Source organism: Cytobacillus sp. S13-E01 (assembly GCF_029193815.1).
GTDB lineage: Bacteria > Bacillota > Bacilli > Bacillales > Bacillaceae_L > Bacillus_BV.
The window spans coordinates 1-17,884 of the sequence record NZ_JARFVC010000018.1 but is presented as its reverse complement, the minus strand read 5'-3'; the positions used below and the strand labels follow the sequence as shown (position 1 = coordinate 17,884).

19 protein-coding genes and 2 other annotated features are annotated in these 17,884 nt (G+C 36.6%); of the genes, 17 read left to right on the top strand and 2 right to left on the bottom strand.

Annotated features, from left to right (window positions below; all coding sequences use genetic code 11):
• The first annotated feature begins 144 nt into the window (after positions 1 to 144).
• From PY093_RS12405 to PY093_RS12360, 10 genes are all read left to right on the top strand, one after another.
• Positions 145 to 1,557, top strand: a complete 1,413-nt coding sequence (locus tag PY093_RS12405) for a replication initiation and membrane attachment family protein (protein ID WP_275646187.1) — start codon at positions 145 to 147, stop codon at positions 1,555 to 1,557.
• A 38-nt stretch (positions 1,558 to 1,595) separates the two neighbouring features.
• Complete coding sequence (dnaI, locus tag PY093_RS12400; protein WP_275646186.1) at positions 1,596 to 2,531, top strand: primosomal protein DnaI; 936 nt, start codon at positions 1,596 to 1,598, stop codon at positions 2,529 to 2,531.
• Positions 2,532 to 2,681: 150 nt separating this feature from the next.
• Entirely contained in the window at positions 2,682 to 3,548 is an 867-nt protein-coding gene (gene ytxC / locus PY093_RS12395) for a putative sporulation protein YtxC (RefSeq protein ID WP_275646185.1), read from the top strand.
• Positions 3,549 to 4,191: 643 nt separating this feature from the next.
• On the top strand, positions 4,192 to 6,126 hold the full coding sequence (thrS, locus tag PY093_RS12390; protein WP_275646184.1) for a threonine--tRNA ligase: 1,935 nt from the start codon (positions 4,192 to 4,194) through the stop codon (positions 6,124 to 6,126).
• Positions 6,127 to 6,245: 119 nt separating this feature from the next.
• A complete protein-coding gene (locus PY093_RS12385; protein WP_275646183.1) occupies positions 6,246 to 6,497 on the top strand; it encodes a hypothetical protein in 252 nt (83 codons plus the stop codon).
• Positions 6,256 to 6,394: a sequence feature (ribosomal protein L20 leader region), on the top strand. Its footprint overlaps the gene before it by 139 nt.
• Entirely contained in the window at positions 6,497 to 7,018 is a 522-nt protein-coding gene (gene infC, locus PY093_RS12380; protein ID WP_275646234.1) for a translation initiation factor IF-3, read from the top strand. Before PY093_RS12385 ends, infC begins: the two co-directional genes overlap by 1 nt.
• A gap of 25 nt (positions 7,019 to 7,043) precedes the next feature.
• Positions 7,044 to 7,244: a 50S ribosomal protein L35 gene (rpmI, locus tag PY093_RS12375; RefSeq protein WP_193469963.1), complete on the top strand. Its 201-nt coding sequence runs from the start codon at positions 7,044 to 7,046 to the stop codon at positions 7,242 to 7,244.
• A 36-nt stretch (positions 7,245 to 7,280) separates the two neighbouring features.
• Entirely contained in the window at positions 7,281 to 7,634 is a 354-nt protein-coding gene (rplT, locus tag PY093_RS12370; RefSeq protein WP_275646182.1) for a 50S ribosomal protein L20, read from the top strand.
• 72 nt (positions 7,635 to 7,706) lie between these two features.
• A complete protein-coding gene (locus tag PY093_RS12365) occupies positions 7,707 to 7,976 on the top strand; it encodes a DUF1294 domain-containing protein (protein ID WP_275646181.1) in 270 nt (89 codons plus the stop codon).
• 96 nt (positions 7,977 to 8,072) lie between these two features.
• Positions 8,073 to 8,660, top strand: coding sequence for a TVP38/TMEM64 family protein (locus tag PY093_RS12360; RefSeq protein WP_275646180.1), 588 nt, complete (start codon positions 8,073 to 8,075; stop codon positions 8,658 to 8,660).
• 56 nt (positions 8,661 to 8,716) lie between these two features.
• On the opposite strand, the gene PY093_RS12355 is transcribed toward PY093_RS12360, so the two are convergent.
• Positions 8,717 to 9,112, bottom strand: coding sequence for a sigma-w pathway protein ysdB (locus tag PY093_RS12355; protein ID WP_275646179.1), 396 nt, complete (start codon positions 9,110 to 9,112; stop codon positions 8,717 to 8,719).
• A 141-nt stretch (positions 9,113 to 9,253) separates the two neighbouring features.
• On the opposite strand from PY093_RS12355, the gene PY093_RS12350 reads away from it, so the two are divergent.
• Positions 9,254 to 9,742, top strand: coding sequence for a dUTP diphosphatase (locus PY093_RS12350; protein ID WP_275646178.1), 489 nt, complete (start codon positions 9,254 to 9,256; stop codon positions 9,740 to 9,742).
• A gap of 93 nt (positions 9,743 to 9,835) precedes the next feature.
• Positions 9,836 to 10,921 (top strand): M42 family metallopeptidase, encoded by a 1,086-nt coding sequence (locus PY093_RS12345; protein WP_275646177.1) that lies wholly within the window; start codon positions 9,836 to 9,838, stop codon positions 10,919 to 10,921.
• Between the two features lie 162 nt (positions 10,922 to 11,083).
• On the opposite strand, the gene sspI is transcribed toward PY093_RS12345, so the two are convergent.
• Complete coding sequence (gene sspI / locus PY093_RS12340) at positions 11,084 to 11,290, bottom strand: small acid-soluble spore protein SspI (protein WP_275646176.1); 207 nt, start codon at positions 11,288 to 11,290, stop codon at positions 11,084 to 11,086.
• Positions 11,291 to 11,406: 116 nt separating this feature from the next.
• On the opposite strand from sspI, the gene PY093_RS12335 reads away from it, so the two are divergent.
• The 5 genes from PY093_RS12335 to PY093_RS12315 form a co-directional block, all read left to right on the top strand.
• Positions 11,407 to 12,165 (top strand): TrmH family RNA methyltransferase, encoded by a 759-nt coding sequence (locus PY093_RS12335; protein WP_275646175.1) that lies wholly within the window; start codon positions 11,407 to 11,409, stop codon positions 12,163 to 12,165.
• Between the two features lie 17 nt (positions 12,166 to 12,182).
• Complete coding sequence (locus PY093_RS12330) at positions 12,183 to 12,905, top strand: YwaF family protein (RefSeq protein ID WP_275646233.1); 723 nt, start codon at positions 12,183 to 12,185, stop codon at positions 12,903 to 12,905.
• A gap of 54 nt (positions 12,906 to 12,959) precedes the next feature.
• Positions 12,960 to 13,187 (top strand) — a binding site (T-box leader).
• 68 nt (positions 13,188 to 13,255) lie between these two features.
• Positions 13,256 to 14,290, top strand: coding sequence for a phenylalanine--tRNA ligase subunit alpha (gene pheS, locus PY093_RS12325; RefSeq protein ID WP_275646174.1), 1,035 nt, complete (start codon positions 13,256 to 13,258; stop codon positions 14,288 to 14,290).
• An 18-nt stretch (positions 14,291 to 14,308) separates the two neighbouring features.
• Positions 14,309 to 16,723: a phenylalanine--tRNA ligase subunit beta gene (pheT, locus tag PY093_RS12320; RefSeq protein ID WP_275646173.1), complete on the top strand. Its 2,415-nt coding sequence runs from the start codon at positions 14,309 to 14,311 to the stop codon at positions 16,721 to 16,723.
• A 474-nt stretch (positions 16,724 to 17,197) separates the two neighbouring features.
• On the top strand, positions 17,198 to 17,884 hold a 687-nt coding region (locus PY093_RS12315; RefSeq protein ID WP_275643805.1), incomplete at its 3' end, for a reverse transcriptase domain-containing protein.

The following is a 17,884-nucleotide window of genomic DNA, read 5'->3' as shown; positions in this document are numbered from 1 at the left end:
AGCGAGATTAGTAAGAGGAACTACTGCCGATTATTCCCGCTAAGCTCGGCTTAAAATGGTTACAGCATAAAAATATTTTTATCATCTTAAATGCAGAACATTTGTATTACTTTTTAATCATTACGGAAGGTTGAGTTGAGAAGGATGGAACAGCATTGGAAAGATTTACTTCCCGTTGATCGCTATATTGTTCGTACGTCTGATATATTGCAAGATAACGATCGAAAAGTATTAACTTTACTCTATCAACCGCTAATTGGATCTAAGTGTTTTAGCCTTTACATGACTTTATGGAGTGAACTGGAGCAAAATCGAGTATGGGGAGAAGAGTCAACCCATCATAGTATTATGGCGATCATGCAAAGTAACTTACGAGAGATTTACCAAGAAAGATTGAAACTTGAGGGAATTGGTCTTTTAAAAACATTTGTAAGTGACCAAGAAGATTTTCGTTTATTTGTATATGAACTACAGCCTCCATTGCCCCCGAAAAATTTTTTCACAGATGGAGTCCTTAATGTTTATTTATATAATCGGCTCGGAAAAAATAAGTTTACTACTTTAAAACGATTTTTCTCGGATGAAGAGCTTGATGCTACTAAATTCAAGCCAATTACTAAAAATTTTAATGAGGTTTTCCAATCAGTTAATGCTTCTGAGATGGTGACAAAGATAAACGAAGAAATGAATAATAACCTACAACTAGACCGAAATCGCGAGTATGTGAAAAGATCAACCATATCAGAGGTTGCTGTAAGTGACAATGTCTTTAATTTTGATTTGTTTTTTGCAGGTATCTCTGAAGTTATGATTCCGCAAAAGTCGATTACTCCTAAGGTGAAAGATGCCATAAAAAAATTAGCCTTTCTTTATACTATTGATCCAATTGAAATGCAAAATATAGTTATGAGTGCATTAGACCACAATGAAACAATTGATATTGAAAAGCTTCGTAAGTCATCTCGAGACTGGTATCAGTTCGAAAATGGCGATAATTTACCTACACTTAGTGAGAGTATTCAGCCATTGCCATATCAAACGATGGTAAATCGTGAGCCTTCCACAAAAGAAGAAGAACTGATTAAACAGCTAGAAACAATATCACCAAGAAAATTATTAATTGATATATCAGGAGGGGCAGAACCATCATCTTCCGATTTACAAATAGTAGAAGACGTTATGTTTGGGCAAAAGCTACTCCCCGGAGTGGTAAATGTATTAATCTATTATGTTATGCTACGAACTGATATGAAGCTTTCTAAAGCCTATGTTGAAAAAATTGCAGGTCATTGGTCTCGGAAGAATATTATTACAGTTACAGATGCTATTGACTTAGCTAAGCAAGAACATCGTCAATATCAAAACTGGGCGCAGTCTAAGAAAGAACCAAAAACAACGAAACGCAAACCGGTTAGGACTGAGATGCTTCCAGATTGGTTACATCAAGATCAAGATGACAAAACAGTAAATGATGGTGCTAAATCAGAACCGAATGAGTATGAACTAGAAAAAAAACAGCTTGAAGAAAGAATTAAAAATTTTAAAAAGAAAACGTAATATCAAAAGTTAACTGCTCTTGGAAGAGGTGAGTTTACGTGGAGCCGATTAATAAGTCTTTTAAAAATCTAACGAATAATAATAATTTTAAAAATCGCTTTGATACTTTGAAACAAGAAGTTCTTAAGCATCCTCATATACTAGCATTTATTGAAGAACATCAGGACAATATTACTGATGAGATGATTAATCGTAGCTTAGGTAAGCTATATGAATACATTAATCAAAGTAAAGAATGTGATCAATGTGAAAGTCTAGAAGGGTGTAAGAATATGCTGCAAGGCTATCACCCTCACCTCGTTCTCGAAGGGAAAATAATTGGCTTGAAATATGATCGTTGTCCGAGAAAAGTTATCTATGATGATCGTTCAAAATTTAAGTCGCTCATTAAGAGTATGTATATTCCTAAAGATATTTTACAGGCGACAATAGACCAGATTGACCTAGACGATCCAGCAAGATTTAAAGCCATATCAATGGCACAGGATTTTGTAGAGAATTATGAGGATGGCAATAACTCGAAAGCATTATTTATTCATGGACCGTTTGGTACGGGTAAAACATATATCCTTGGTGCAATAGCCAATGAACTTGCCCAGAGAAATGTTCATTCGATGTTAATCTATGTTCCAGAATTTATGAGAGAAATAAAGGGTTCATTACAAGACTCTTCGTTTAATGAAAAAATAGAGGCTGTTAAAATGGCACCTGTGTTGATGCTCGATGACATTGGTGCAGAATCAATGTCAAGTTGGATTAGAGATGATATTTTAGGGGCAATCCTACAGTATCGAATGTTAGAGAACAAACCGACATTCTTCACCTCGAATTTTGACTTTACACAATTAGAACACCACCTTTCTTTCACTCAAAGAGGAGAGGAAGAAAGAGTCAAGGCTGCAAGAATTATGGAAAGAATTAAGTACCTAGCAAAGCCCGTGGAGTTAAAAGGTAAGAACCGTAGAAGTAATTAAAATTTTAACGAAAAGTCGATCTGTTAACACGATCGGCTTTATTTTTGTTTGGTTAGGTTTTTAAATGACAAGCCACATGAAATTCTTATTCTAAAATCCCTTTTGTCCCCATATAAATAAAACAGGTATCGGTGAAAAGGGGGGACAAACTTGATTGAAATTTACTTTCAAGAATCCTTGGATGCAGCAAAAGTATATGAACTCTTTTGCTTACAACAACAAATACAAAACATAAATTACATAGAACTTAAGTTTGATCAGGAAAATATCATATCGATTATAATGAAAAAACATAATAAAGCGGTAATAAAAACCTTAGTCATTCCCGTTTTGACTGGATTTATTATTCAAACGAAAGAAGATCATTGGATGTTGTCCATGCTAGAAGATATATTTTACTTTAGCGACCATGAAGAAAAGCATCAAATTTTAGAGATAGCACATTCCATTGTTGAAGGTGAACGCGAGGAAATACCAACAACAACAGATTTAGCTCCTCGAGAAAAGCTGATAATGAAAGCGTTACAAGAATTTTTAGTGGTGCCTATTTCGTTTTCCTTTGAGTCATTTTTAAAATTCAGACTTAGGAAATATACTGAAAGACTTTTACACTATGTAGAAGTCTCGATTGATGAGTATAAATTAGAGCAAGAATACCAAAATTTTATTCAAACTTTAAGAGACTTTACGTCAGAACGGATGGCGAAGATGGAGCATGTCAATATCCTTCATGGTGACCAATTGACGATATACAATGAGCATTTTACGGAATTAAGAAAAAATGAATTAATGAAATTTGTTGACCGAAAATTGTTTCAAAATCATCCAATGCATATCGATTCATCCATTATTGCTCCTTTAGTATCAATTGCTCCAGAAGTTATTCACCTATACACAAATCAAGTGGATCATGGTATCGTGCAAACCATTCGGAATATATTTCAGGAGCGCGTCCAAATTTTTTCTAAAAAGGAATTTCAAATCGCTCAACATATAAGGTTACACAAGAAAATATAAATTATATAAAAGCACTCTTGATTTCCATTATAATTAACACTATAATACTTTACATATAATATTAATTAAAAGTTATGACGAGGACAAGAGTGTTTAAATAACGGTTGCAAGAGAGGGAAGACTAGGCTGAAAGCTTCCTAACACGATTCATACACTTACCACCTCTAAACTTCAGTAGTGAACATTAACCATTGGTTAATCCAGTAAATACTGACGGCAATTACCGTTATCAAATTCTTGAGCCATTCACACGGCAATGTAAGCTATCTGACGAAGAGATTCGGAGCTTATCATTCACCGAAGTGAGGTGAAGGAGAAGCAAGAAGGTCGAGGAAGTGAAGTTCTGAAGGAACGGAGCGTATACCAATACGTGAGTACCGGAAGAATGAAACTGACGAAGAGATTCGGAGCTTATCATTCACCGAAGTGAGGTGAAGGAGAAGCAAGAAGGTCGAGGAAGTGAAGTTCTGAAGGAACGGAGCGTATACCAATACGTGAGTACCGGAAGAATGAAACTGACGAAGAGATTCGGAGCTTATCATTCACCGAATGGGAACAAGGGTGGAACCGCGAATAAACAACTCGTCCCTTTTTATAGGGACGGGTTTTTTTATTTTTAATAAAATAATTAGGAGTGAACACGATGTCAGAAGTAGTAAAAATCTCATTTCCAGATGGCGCAGTAAAGGAGTTTCCAAAGGGCACGACAACTGAAGATATCGCTTTTTCTATCAGCCCTGGATTAAAAAAGAAATCCTTAGCTGGAAAGCTAAATGGTCAGCAAATTGATTTACGAAGAGAAATCCATGAAGATGGTGAAATAGCCATTATTACGCAGGATAGTGATGAAGCACTTGAAATAATGCGTCACAGTACTGCACATTTAATGGCTCAGGCGATTAAACGTCTATATGGAAATGTGAAGTTAGGTGTGGGTCCAGTTATTGAAAATGGTTTCTATTATGATATTGATATTGAAGAATCTTTGACACCTGAGGATCTTCCTAAGATAGAAAAAGAAATGAAAAAAATAGTGAATGAAAATATTGATATCGTTCGTAAAGAGGTTAGCAGAGAAGAAGCTCTAAGCCGCTATGAACAAATAGAGGATAACCTAAAGGTAGAGCTTATCGGAGCTATCCCAGAAGGTGACACTGTCACTATTTACGAGCAAGGAGATTTCTTCGATCTTTGCCGTGGAGTTCACGTACCGTCTACTGGAAAGATAAAGGAATTCAAGCTGTTAAGCATTGCAGGTGCCTACTGGCGTGGTGATAGTAAAAATAAAATGCTTCAACGTATTTACGGAACTGCCTTCTTTAAAAAAGCAGAGCTTGACGAATATCTACATTTACTTGAAGAAGCAAAAGAGCGCGACCATCGTAAGCTAGGTAAAGAGTTAAGCCTATTTGCTAATTCGCAAAAAGTGGGTCAAGGGCTACCTTTATGGCTACCTAAGGGTGCAACAATTCGCCGTGTGATTGAGCGTTACATTGTAGATAAAGAAGAAAGATTAGGTTATCAACATGTTTACACTCCAGTTCTAGGTAGTGTGGACTTATATAAAACTTCTGGTCACTGGGATCACTATCAAGACGGTATGTTTCCGAAGATGGAAATGGATAATGAGGAGCTTGTTCTTCGCCCAATGAACTGCCCACATCATATGATGATCTACAAAAACGATATTCATAGCTATCGTAAGCTCCCAATTCGAATTGCGGAATTAGGATTAATGCATCGTTATGAAATGAGTGGTGCATTATCAGGACTACAACGTGTGCGTGGTATGACTTTGAATGATGCACATATCTTTGTTCGTCCTGATCAGATTAAAGACGAATTCATCCGTGTAGTGAAATTAATTCAAGCGGTTTATAAAGACTTTGGTCTTGAAAATTACAGTTTCCGTCTCTCATATCGTGATCCAGAGGATAAAGAAAAATACTTTGATGATGATGCTATGTGGGAAAAGGCTCAAAAGATGCTTAAAGAAGCAATGGATGATCTTGATGTAGAGTACTATGAAGCAAAAGGAGAAGCAGCATTCTATGGCCCTAAGCTCGATGTTCAAGTTCGTACAGCTTTAGGTAAGGATGAAACACTATCTACAGTACAGTTGGACTTCCTACTACCAGAGCGATTCGATTTAACTTATGTGGGTGAGGATGGAAAACAACATCGACCTGTAGTTATCCACCGCGGTGTTGTATCAACAATGGAACGTTTTGTGGCCTTCTTAATTGAGGAATACAAAGGGGCATTCCCAACTTGGTTAGCACCTGTTCAAGTACAAGTGATTCCTGTATCTCCTGAAGTGCATCTTGATTATGCAAAGGATGTACAAGAAAAGCTTCAAGCTGAAGGCTTCAGAGTTGAACTTGATGATCGTGATGAAAAAATTGGATATAAAATCCGAGAAGCGCAGATGTTAAAGGTTCCATATATGCTAGTTGTTGGAGATAATGAAATTAATGAGAAGGCTGTAAATGTTCGTAAATATGGTGAACAAAAGTCTGAGACTGTCGCTTTTGCTAGCTTCACTGAAGAGTTACTTGAAGAGGTAAAAAGGAAATAGTTTTAAAAACAACTTGATATTAGTGTAGATTTTTATTATAATAAGTTTTGTTGCAAATGAAAGGTCTTCATCTTGACGCACATCATGTGACATGTTATACTAACTAAGGTAAAAATTAATTGAATACTTGTTTAAAAGAAGAAGCACCCGCTTCTCACCTGATTGACGCAATTGTTGCAGTTGGTAGGTATACAATCGAAATCTTTTACATTCTAAAAAAGAAATCGTATAGTGTGGGTGTTTTATACACCCACACTTTTTTGTTTTTACAAACCTATGCTAGATTTAAAATCGGGATCATGGTGAATTACCTTTCACATGATGTAAACTACAATGTATTCATTCGTTCATATTTCCTTGGAGGTGTCTAATTATTAGCAAAGACATGATGGTAAACGACGGCATTCGTGCTCGTGAAGTACGTCTTATTGGACAAAATGGTGATCAACTTGGTATTAAATCAAAGGTAGAAGCACTTGAAATTGCTGCGACAGCAAATCTTGATTTAGTTATGGTTGCACCAACTGCGAAACCACCTGTATGTCGTATAATGGACTATGGTAAGTTCCGTTTTGAGCAACAAAAGAAAGAAAAAGAAGCGCGCAAAAATCAAAAGATTATCAATCTTAAAGAAGTGCGCTTAAGTCCGACAATTGAAGAACATGACTTTAATACAAAGTTACGTAACGCAATTAAATTTCTTGAAAATGGTGACAAGGTTAAAGCGTCAATTCGCTTTAAAGGTCGTGCAATTACCCACAAAGAAATTGGTCAACGTGTACTAGACCGTTTTTCTGCAGCTTGTTTAGAGGTTGCAACAATAGAATCCCATCCGAAAATGGATGGTCGTAGTATGTTTTTAATATTAGCACCAAAAAACGAAACTAAGTAAGTAATGAAATGAGGAGGAACACCTTATGCCTAAAATGAAAACTCATCGTGGCGCTGCAAAGCGTTTTAAGAAAACTGGATCTGGTAAATTAAAACGTTCACATGCTTATACAAGCCACTTATTCGGTAACAAATCTCAAAAACAAAAACGTAAATTACGTAAAGCTACAGTAGTAAGTAAAGGCGATTTCAAACGTATTCGTCACTTATTAGATAATCTGAAATAATATCGGGTCTTTATAGATTTTTAGGAGGGAAACAAAATGCCAAGAGTAAAAGGCGGTACAGTAACACGCAAACGTCGTAAAAAGGTATTAAAATTAGCTAAAGGTTATTATGGTTCAAAACATACATTATACAAAGTAGCAAACCAACAAGTAATGAAATCATTAATGTATGCTTACCGTGATCGTCGTCAAAAGAAACGTGATTTCCGTAAATTATGGATTACACGTATTAACGCAGCAGCTCGTATGAATGGTCTTTCGTATAGCCGCTTAATGCACGGTTTAAAATTAGCAGGTATTGAAGTTAACCGTAAAATGCTTGCTGACTTAGCTGTTAATGACGAAAAAGCATTTGCAGAATTAGCAACTGTTGCAAAAAACGCTAAATAAATAGTGCTAGGTTAAGTCATCCTCATGTTGGGGGTGGCTTTTTTATATTTAGGTACTGGGGGGAAACTAGAAATGTGGATTGTAATTTTACTTTTTATACTTTTAAATTTTTATGGCTATATTTTAATGAATCTTGATAAACAAAAAGCGATTAAACGGGAATGGAGGATTTCTGAAAGGAAATTATGGATTGTCTCCATTTTAGGGGGAGCACTTGGTGCAATGATAGGAATGAAGCAGTTTCGCCATAAAACAAAACACGTAACCTTTAAATACTTATTACCTCTATTATCTATTATCACTACTGGATTTTACATATTTATTATCATGAAGTTGGTATAAGGGCTAGGCCGATTGTATATGTTTAAATAGTATTAAAATGTTGCAAATCACCTTCCATTTAACACCAGGAGAATACTCTAAAAAGGGGTGATAACTATGGATGAAACACTGACCATGCTATTTGTTTTTGTCGGGGCAACAGGATTTCTGGCACCAATAGTATTTATTTGCTTGCATGTACTCCGTCCTTTTTTCTTTATTCCAGTACCTGTCATGTGTATTGTAGGAGGAATTCTGTTTGGATCTGTCTTTGGTACACTCTATTCTTTAATTGGTTTAACCGCGTTAAGTATTGTTTTTTATATTATGTATAAAAAGATGCCAACAACCTTCAAAAAACTAATCCTTCTAAAAGAGAAATGGTTAGGTAATAAAGTCAATTTTACGATTGGGCAAATTGCTATTTTAAGACTAATCCCTTTTATTAATTTTCATCTCTTATCGTTATGCATAATTGAAACAACAAGAAATTTTCGCGAGTATGTAAAAGGTTCAATATTTACAAATGTATCTGTAGCATTATTTTACACAGTTTTTGGACAGTTTATTAGAGAGTTTTCAACATCTATAATCATTATGATCTTATTGGCATTGACCCTTTTATTCTACTTATTGCGGGAGAAGCAGGTTATCATCAAGTGGGATGTTTTCTTTAAAACAAAAACGGAAAAATCTTTTCTATAGGAAAAAAAGCTTTGGGGATAATAATTTTATCCTCAAAGCTTTTTTGATGAAAAAAACTAAAATCTATCTTTTGGTTGTAAGAATTCTTTGATAGGACTTTTCCAGTCGAGTTTAGAATTAGGATAGTGTGACTTTAGCTTGCTCTCAATAAATTTAAAATCATCTCGTGTTAAGCCTTTTAATTCTGATGGGTTTTTCACCCACACAAAGATAGAAACAACTTCAAAGGAACGTTCGGTAGTACCTAAATACTTTTCGCCTTCAAATAAAACACCTTTATACGTTAATAAGAAGTTCTTTCGTACATTTTTTACATCATCATATAAAAAGTATTTCTTTTGTTCATGAGCAAGTTCTAGCTTTCTCTTTGAACTGAGCAAATATTTAATAATGCTATAGATGATAAAAAATATCAAAGCAAACATTAGCAAACGTATCAATAGTACCAACATAGATGCTCCTCCTGAACGATTATTATTTTTCTATACGAGTGAAATGCAATAAGGTTTCATCTTTTTGATAATTTGATATAATTTTTTATGAAAGTTAACGACAATTTCCATGCAAATTTAATCAACTGGAGCTGATCTTTAATGAAACTAAAAGCTATGTTTGACATGCAGGCTACATTAGATTCATATATTAATGAAAAACATCAACTTGAAAAGGAAAATTTAATCGAACGAAAAATTCTAGCCTTACTTGTAGAAGTTGGAGAGCTGGCAAATGAAACTAGGTGTTTTAAATTTTGGAGCCTTAAACCTCCTGCAAGTAAAGAGAAGATCCTTGAGGAATTCGTAGATGGGATCCATTTTATCCTTTCGTTAGGACTCGATTTATCTTTTGGTAAAGAAATAGAAATATCTACTGAACAGGTCGAAATTCCCTTGGTTAGCCAATTTATATCTATTTATAATAGAATTGCAGAATTCCAAAAAGAACAAACGAAAGAAAATTATCAACAATTGTTTTCAGAGTACTTCAATCTTGGCAGAATCCTTGGGTTTACTAATGAGGAAACAGTATTTGCCTATGTCGCCAAAAATGAAGTTAATCATGAACGACAGAATCAAGGCTATTAGTAACATTTTGTACTTTTGATAACGTTTTCTGTATAATGGAAATTGTGTTATATAGATACTCAGACTACATTATTATAAGGGGAGTCAGACAGTATGGAAAAGCTAGATGAGACATTAACGATGTTAAAAGACTTGACAGATGCAAAAGGAATACCAGGCAATGAACGTGAAGCACGCGAAGTTATGAAAAAATACATAGCACCTTTTGCTGATGAAGTGACAACGGACGGGTTAGGAAGCTTAGTTGCGAAAAAAGTAGGTAAAGCAGACGGCCCGAAAATTATGGTTGCAGGGCATCTTGATGAAGTCGGATTTATGATTACTCAAATCGATGACAAGGGATTTTTACGCTTCCAAACAGTAGGTGGCTGGTGGTCTCAGGTTATGCTAGCTCAACGTGTTACGATTGTAACAAGTAAAGGTGACGTAACAGGTGTTATTGGTTCAAAACCACCACATATCCTATCACCTGAAGCTCGTAAAAAGCCTGTCGATATAAAAGATTTGTTTATTGATATTGGTGCAACTAGTCGTGAGGAAGCAATGGAATTTGGCGTACGACCTGGAGACCAAGCTGTACCGTACTTTGAATTTACAGTAATGAATAACGAAAAAATGTTATTAGCTAAAGCATGGGATAACCGTATTGGATGTGCAATTGCGATTGATGTATTAAAGCAATTAAAAGGTGTTGACCATCCAAACGTGGTTTATGGAGTAGGAACAGTGCAAGAAGAGATCGGCTTACGTGGAGCAAAAACGTCAGCTCAACTAATTCAACCTGATATTGGATTTGGAGTAGATGTAGGTATTGCAGGAGATACTCCTGGAATTTCTGAAAAAGAAGCTATGAGTAAAATGGGTGAGGGACCACAAATCGTTCTTTACGATGCTTCAATGGTTTCACATAAAGGCCTACGTGATTTTGTAACAAATATTGCTGATGAGCAAAACATTCCATATCAGTTTGAGGCAATGCCTGGTGGTGGAACGGATTCTGGCGCTATCCATTTAACAGCAAATGGTGTTCCTTCGTTATCTATTACGATTGCAACCCGTTACATCCATTCACACGCAGCCATGCTCCATCGTGATGACTATGAAAATGCAGTAAAATTAATAGTGGAAATTATTAAGCGTCTTGATGCAGATACAGTAGAAACGATTACTTTTGAATAAAGCTAAGCCGGATGATTCGTAAGGGTCACCGGCTTTTTTATATTTCAGAATTTAACGTTTGAAATAACATTTACAAAACAAAAAGACTCGTACCATACAAATAGTTAGGTACAAGCCTTTTAAATATTCAAAGAATAGTGTTTAAAACCAATACAATCCTTATTACTTTAAGCCTTGCTCTAAAGTTTGAAGCATTTCTTGCTTGTCTTGCTCGCTTGCATTTTGCCATATTACTTCAAAAAGAACTCCTAAACCTGGTAGCATCTTTTCCTCACCACTTTGGATTGCATCAAGAATTGTATCTTGTAATTCACTTTGAGAGTTTCCAGATACGTTTGAAATGACAGCATTACGTAGATTAAGATTCATTATGAGCACCTCTTTATGTATATTTTCACTATTATCATTTGTAGTTGTTGGTTTTATTATGCAGTAAATTTGGGATATAATTAAGAAAAATTGCTGTAAATAAAGGAGTATATATTTTGAAAAGAATCGAATCGGTTAAAAATACACAAGTAAAACAATGGAAAAAACTCCATACAAAAAAAGAACGAGAAACTACACAAACCTTTTTAATAGAAGGCTTTCATTTAGTTGAAGAAGCATTAAATAACAAGGAGCTTATTCGCGAGATTATTATTAGCGAGTCAGTTGATTTTCCGCCAACATGGAATGTAGATAACGTGGCGGTTACGGTTGTTACAAATGAGGTTATGAAGTTTATAAGTGAAACAGAGACAAATCAAGGTATAGCTGCAATCTGTGAGCAGTTTTCCACTAAAGAAGTAAGCAAGGAATTCTCTAAATTACTTCTTATCGATGCAGTGCAGGACCCAGGTAATCTTGGAACGTTGATTAGAACGGCTGACGCAGCTGGCATCGATGCAGTCATTATTGGAGATGGTAGTGTTGATGTGTATAACTCCAAAGTTGTCAGGTCGACTCAAGGAGCAATCTTTCACATACCTATCATAAAAGGGAGTCTATTTCATTGGTTTGAGTTATTAAAAAAAGAAAGTATTACTATATATGGTACTGCCTTAGATGAGGAATCAGTTACTTATAAAGAGGTAAACCCAGCTAAATCCTTTGCATTAGTGGTTGGTAATGAGGGAAGCGGTGTTAATCCTGAATTATTAAAAGAAACAACACAAAACCTCTACATTCCAATTCATGGGAAAAGCGAATCACTTAATGTAGCGGTGGCAGCAGGAATATTATTGTATCATTTGCAAGCTTAATGTAGGGAGGGAGTAAAATTCTACATTTTTTTAGTCCTACAAACGTCGGCGAGCCATTTCAGTTTTTAGCCTCTTCACACCTAGTCATGCTGGGATTGTTTCTGTTTTTAGCTATCTTGCTTTATCTATCCCGAAATCGAATAAGTGGTACAAGAAAACAAGAAATAATTAGGTTTACATTAATAGCTATTTTGGTTTTAAGTGAGGTTACTTTAACACTTTGGTATAACTATACAGACTACTGGGATCCAGCAGACACTTTACCCTTACAACTTTGTTCTATCTCGTTAATATTAAGTGTCCTAATGTTAATCACAAGGAATCCTTTCTTGTTTGAGGTTACTTATTTTTTGGGAGTTGGTGGTGCACTACAAGCATTGCTTACCCCTGAACTTTTTTACGATTTTCCACATTATCGCTATTTTCACTTTTTCTTAGCTCATATCGCTATTATTTTGGCTAGTTTTTATATGATTTGGTTTGAAAAATTTACTCCAACACCTAAATCAATAATAAAAGCGTTTTTAACCTTGAACGTTATTGCTTTGTTTGTCTATTTGGTAAATATAATAACAAAAGGAAACTATATGTTTCTTGCAAGAAAACCAAGTAACCCAAGTTTGATTGACTTTTTAGGACCCTATCCATGGTATATCATCTCGTTAGAACTTGTTGCACTCACGATGTTCATTTTGCTATATATTCCGTTCTTTATTTTTAAAAAGAAAAAAAGACTCTAGCAGGTTGATTTGCACAATAAAAATTCATATACTATAATAATAAACGAAAAATATAAAATGACTGTGATAGAGAAAAGTAGCTTATTATTCACCATCTAGGGAGAAAATGCCTTGTACTGAAAGCATTTTCATGGTAGAACTAAGTGAATTCGCCTCTGGAGTTGGCACCAGGACCGTATTTAACGTAAAGGTGTACCGGTTTTTGCCGTTATCAAAATGAAGTGAACAGATGAAGTAGTCTGTTAACAAGGGTGGTACCGCGATGATATCCTCGTCCCTTTTTTAGGGGCGGGGTTTTTGTATTTTCTTGGGTGCTACCTATAGAATACATACAAAAAGGAGGATTACAAATGAAAGATCGTTTAAAAGAGCTTCAAGTAGAAGCAATTGCAAAAGTTGAGGCAGTAAGTGATTTAAAAGGGTTAAATGACATTCGTGTTGAGTATTTAGGGAAAAAAGGACCAATAACCGAAGTTCTTCGAGGGATGGGTAAGTTATCAGCTGAAGAGCGTCCATTAATGGGGGCACTTGTTAATGAAGTTCGCGAATCGATTACAGATAAAATAACCGAAAAGCAAGTAGAGTTGGAAAAAGCTGAGGTTGAAAAGAAGCTAGCAGGTGAAACGATTGATGTTACCTTACCTGGTCGCCCTGTAAAGGTAGGAAATCACCACCCATTAACGGCAGTGATTGAGGAAATTGAAGACCTATTCTTAGGAATGGGCTACACAATCGCAGAAGGTCCAGAGGTAGAAAAAGACTATTATAATTTCGAGGCTTTAAATTTACCAAAAGGACATCCAGCGCGCGATATGCAGGATTCATTCTACATAACTGAAGAAATTTTACTCCGTACGCACACTTCACCAGTACAGGCTAGAACAATGGAAAAGCATCAAGGAAAAGGTCCAGTGAAAATCATCTGTCCAGGTAAGGTATATCGCCGCGATAATGATGATGCTACCCATTCACATCAGTTCATGCAAATTGAAGGTTTAGTAATAGATGAAAATATTCGTATGAGTGATTTAAAAGGTACACTAGAGGTATTTGCTAAGAAAATGTTTGGTGAAGATCGAGAAATTCGATTACGCCCTAGCTTCTTCCCATTCACAGAACCTTCCGTAGAGATGGATATTTCTTGCTTTATCTGCAGCGGGAAAGGCTGTAATGTTTGTAAGAAAACAGGTTGGATTGAAATTCTAGGTGCTGGGATGGTGCATCCAAACGTACTTGAGATGGCTGGATTTGATTCGAAAAAATATACGGGCTTTGCGTTTGGTATGGGGCCAGAACGAATTGCCATGCTGAAATATGGAATTGATGACATCCGTCATTTTTACACAAATGATATTCGCTTTGTAAATCAATTTAAAAGAGCATAAATAAAGGAGGGAAAGCTAATGTTTGTTTCATATAAATGGTTATCTGAGTATGTTAATTTAGATGGTATAACGGCAAAAGAGCTAGCAGATAAAATAACAAAAAGTGGTATTGAAGTTGAAGGTGTTGAAGGGTTAAGCGAAGGAATTAGTGGTGTTGTAGTGGGTCATGTTATAGAGCGTGTAAAACATCCCGATGCTGAAAAATTAAATAAATGTTTGGTTGATATTGGTGCAGAAGAAAATGTACAAATTATATGTGGAGCGGCTAATGTTGATAAAGGTCAAAAAGTCGTTGTGGCAAAAGTTGGAGCAGTATTACCAGGTAACTTTAAAATTAAGAAAGCAAAGCTCCGTGGGGAAGAGTCTCATGGAATGATTTGCTCACTTCAAGAGCTTGGAATTGAATCAAAACTAGTATCCAAGGAGTATGCTGAAGGTATATTTGTTTTCCCTAATGAAGTTGAAGTTGGGACTGATGCACTAGGTCATTTAAACCGTCATGATCAAATTTTGGAATTAGGACTTACACCAAACCGTGCAGATTGCTTAAATATGCTTGGAGTTGCATATGAAGTCGCTGCGATTTTAGGCAGAGAAGTGAAGTTTCCGACTATAGAACTAACAACAAACTCAGAACAAGCAAGTGATTATATTTCAGTTTCAGTTGATGCAAATGAAGATAATCCACTATATGTTGCACGAGTTGTTAAAAATGTAAAAATAGAAGCTTCACCACTATGGTTACAAACTCGTTTAATGGCAGCGGGTATTCGTCCCCATAATAATGTAGTGGATATAACAAATTATGTGCTACTCGAATATGGACAACCTCTCCACGCTTTTGACTATGACCGCCTTGGTTCAAAGGAAATTCTAGTTCGTCGCGCTACTGATGGTGAAAAAATGACGACACTTGATGAGTCAGAAAGAACCTTAACATGCGATCATCTTGTCATTACAAATGGCAATGAACCAGTCGCTCTTGCTGGGGTAATGGGTGGAGCAAATTCAGAGGTTCGTTCAGATACAACCACAGTCCTTATTGAATCAGCTTACTTCACTGGTGCAGCTATTCGTAAAGCCTCTAAAGACCATGGATTACGTAGCGAAGCTAGTACTCGTTATGAAAAGGGGATTGACCCAACTCGTACTCGTGAAGCAGCAGACCGGGCTGCAGCATTAATGGCCGGATTAGCTGGTGGTGAAATAGTGAATGGTGTAGTTGAGGTGGACACACTTTCAACTGAGCCTGTTGTAGTATCGATAACGTTAAATCGTATAAACAGTGTATTAGGAACAGCGATTAGTAAAGAGCAAGTAGCTCAAATTTTCACAAATTTAAAATTTAAATACCGTGAAGACAATGAGACTTTTCTTGTTACCATCCCTTCTCGTAGAGGTGATATTACGATTGAAGAAGACCTTATCGAAGAGGTTGCAAGGATTTACGGCTATGATGAAGTACCAACGACATTACCTGTTGGAGAGGGAACACCAGGTAGATTGACCGACTATCAACAAAAACGTCGTAGTGTCCGTCGTTTCTTAGAAGGAGCTGGCCTGTATCAAGCTGTCACATACTCTTTAACAAGTGAAGCAAGAGTAAAACAGTTCGCCCTAGAGGATGCAGCTCCAATTCGTCTTTCGATGCCTATGAGTGAAGAGCGTAGCTTACTGCGTTTAAGTATTGTGCCACATTTACTAGAAGTGGTGAGTCACAATACAGCACGTCAAATTGATTCTGTCGGTATTTATGAAACAGGATCGGTTTTCTTATCGACGAGTGAAAATGAGCTGCCATTAGAAAAAGAACGTCTTGCAGGCGCTATAACTGGATTATGGCAATCTCATCCATGGCAAGGGGAAAAGAAGGCTGTCGATTTTTATATTGTAAAAGGGATCCTAGACGGTTTATTTCGACTACTTGGAATAGAAGAAAGAGTCAACTATAAACAGGCATCATTTGAAGGCATGCACCCTGGTAGAACAGCAGATGTAATTTTAGATGGTAAATCGGTCGGATTCATTGGCCAAATACATCCAAAAGTACAAAAAGAGCTGGATCTGTATGAGACCTATGTTTTTGAATTATCTTTAAAAGATCTTTTAGAAGCAGATGTCGCTGAAACTACGTACAAAGCAATTCCTCGCTATCCATCCATGACTCGCGATATCGCACTCGTTGTTGATAAAGTAATTGCAGCAGGTGATATGAAGCATGTTATTACTGAAGTTGGTGGAAAGCTGTTAAAAGATGTCTCAATCTTTGACCTGTACCAAGGAGAAAAAATGGAGCCAGGTAAAAAGTCAGTAGCCTTCTCGCTTCGCTACTTTGATCCAGAACGAACACTAACAGATGAAGAGGTTACAAAAACACATAATAAAGTGTTAAAAGCTGTTGAAGAGAAATTTGCAGCTACATTACGTTCATAAGGAAAAACGTTCTTAACGACTGTCGTTAAGAACGTTTTCTTGTGCGCCCTGCATGGGTGAATACTCGGTGGTGAAAGTCCACTACAGGCTTGGCAGTAGGAACTGTTAGCGAAAGACAAGGTGGCTATCGTGAGGTAGTGGCTGAAGGAAGTCGGACGCAAACTCCTGAACTGACGAACAGAAACTAGATATAAGGCTGAATTAGGTCGGATAAGGTTGCAAGACAAACTGAAGTCCAATACTGCTCGAAACCTATACAGTAAATCTAGCAGTTACATGGGAGGAAAGTATTCACTCTTACCAGGGGAGGTCTTACGAGGGCACAGTGCAAGTTAAGTGATAACGAACCAGTGCAATCTTCATGGTGACATGAGGATGAATCGTAAGAAGTCAGCCGAGGTCATAGTAGCGTTCGCTGACAGGACGTGAAGGACTGAACAATAATAATTTTGAGGATACAAGGAGGTGTGGAAATTGCGACAACCGCAGAAAACAGGGAAACCTGGCTACCGTCAGAGAGATAATGTGGAACATGAAGAGTATAACGGAGTGCATAGTAATTTCCATGGTGAACTGAACAATCAAAATGGTGTAAATCTGTATGAGAGAATTCTTACAAGGAATAATCTCAATCAAGCCTACCTCCAAGTTGTCAGAAATAAGGGAGCCGCAGGCGTAGACGGTATGACTTACGACCAGTTACTCCCGCACTTGAAGGAGCACAGGGAAGAGTTACTAACGAAATTACATGACGGAACTTATAGCCCACAACCCGTGTTGCGGGTTGAAATTCCAAAACCTAACGGTGGTGTAAGAAAATTAGGGATTCCAACTGTTATCGACCGGATGATTCAGCAAGCAATCAATCAAGTCTTACAACCAATATTTGACCCTACGTTCTCCGATAATAGCTTTGGGTTTCGTCCGAAGCGTAGTGCACACCAGGCTATCATACAAGCGAAGTCGTACTACGAGCAAGGGTACAGATACGTTGTAGATATGGATATGAAAGCTTATTTTGACACAGTGAACCACGATAAACTCATGTACTACATCGAGGAAAAGGTAAAAGATAAGCGTGTTTTACATCTTATCCGCCAATACCTCAAAAGCGGTATTATGGTAAACGGTTTAGTTCAAGCATCCAAAGAAGGAACTCCA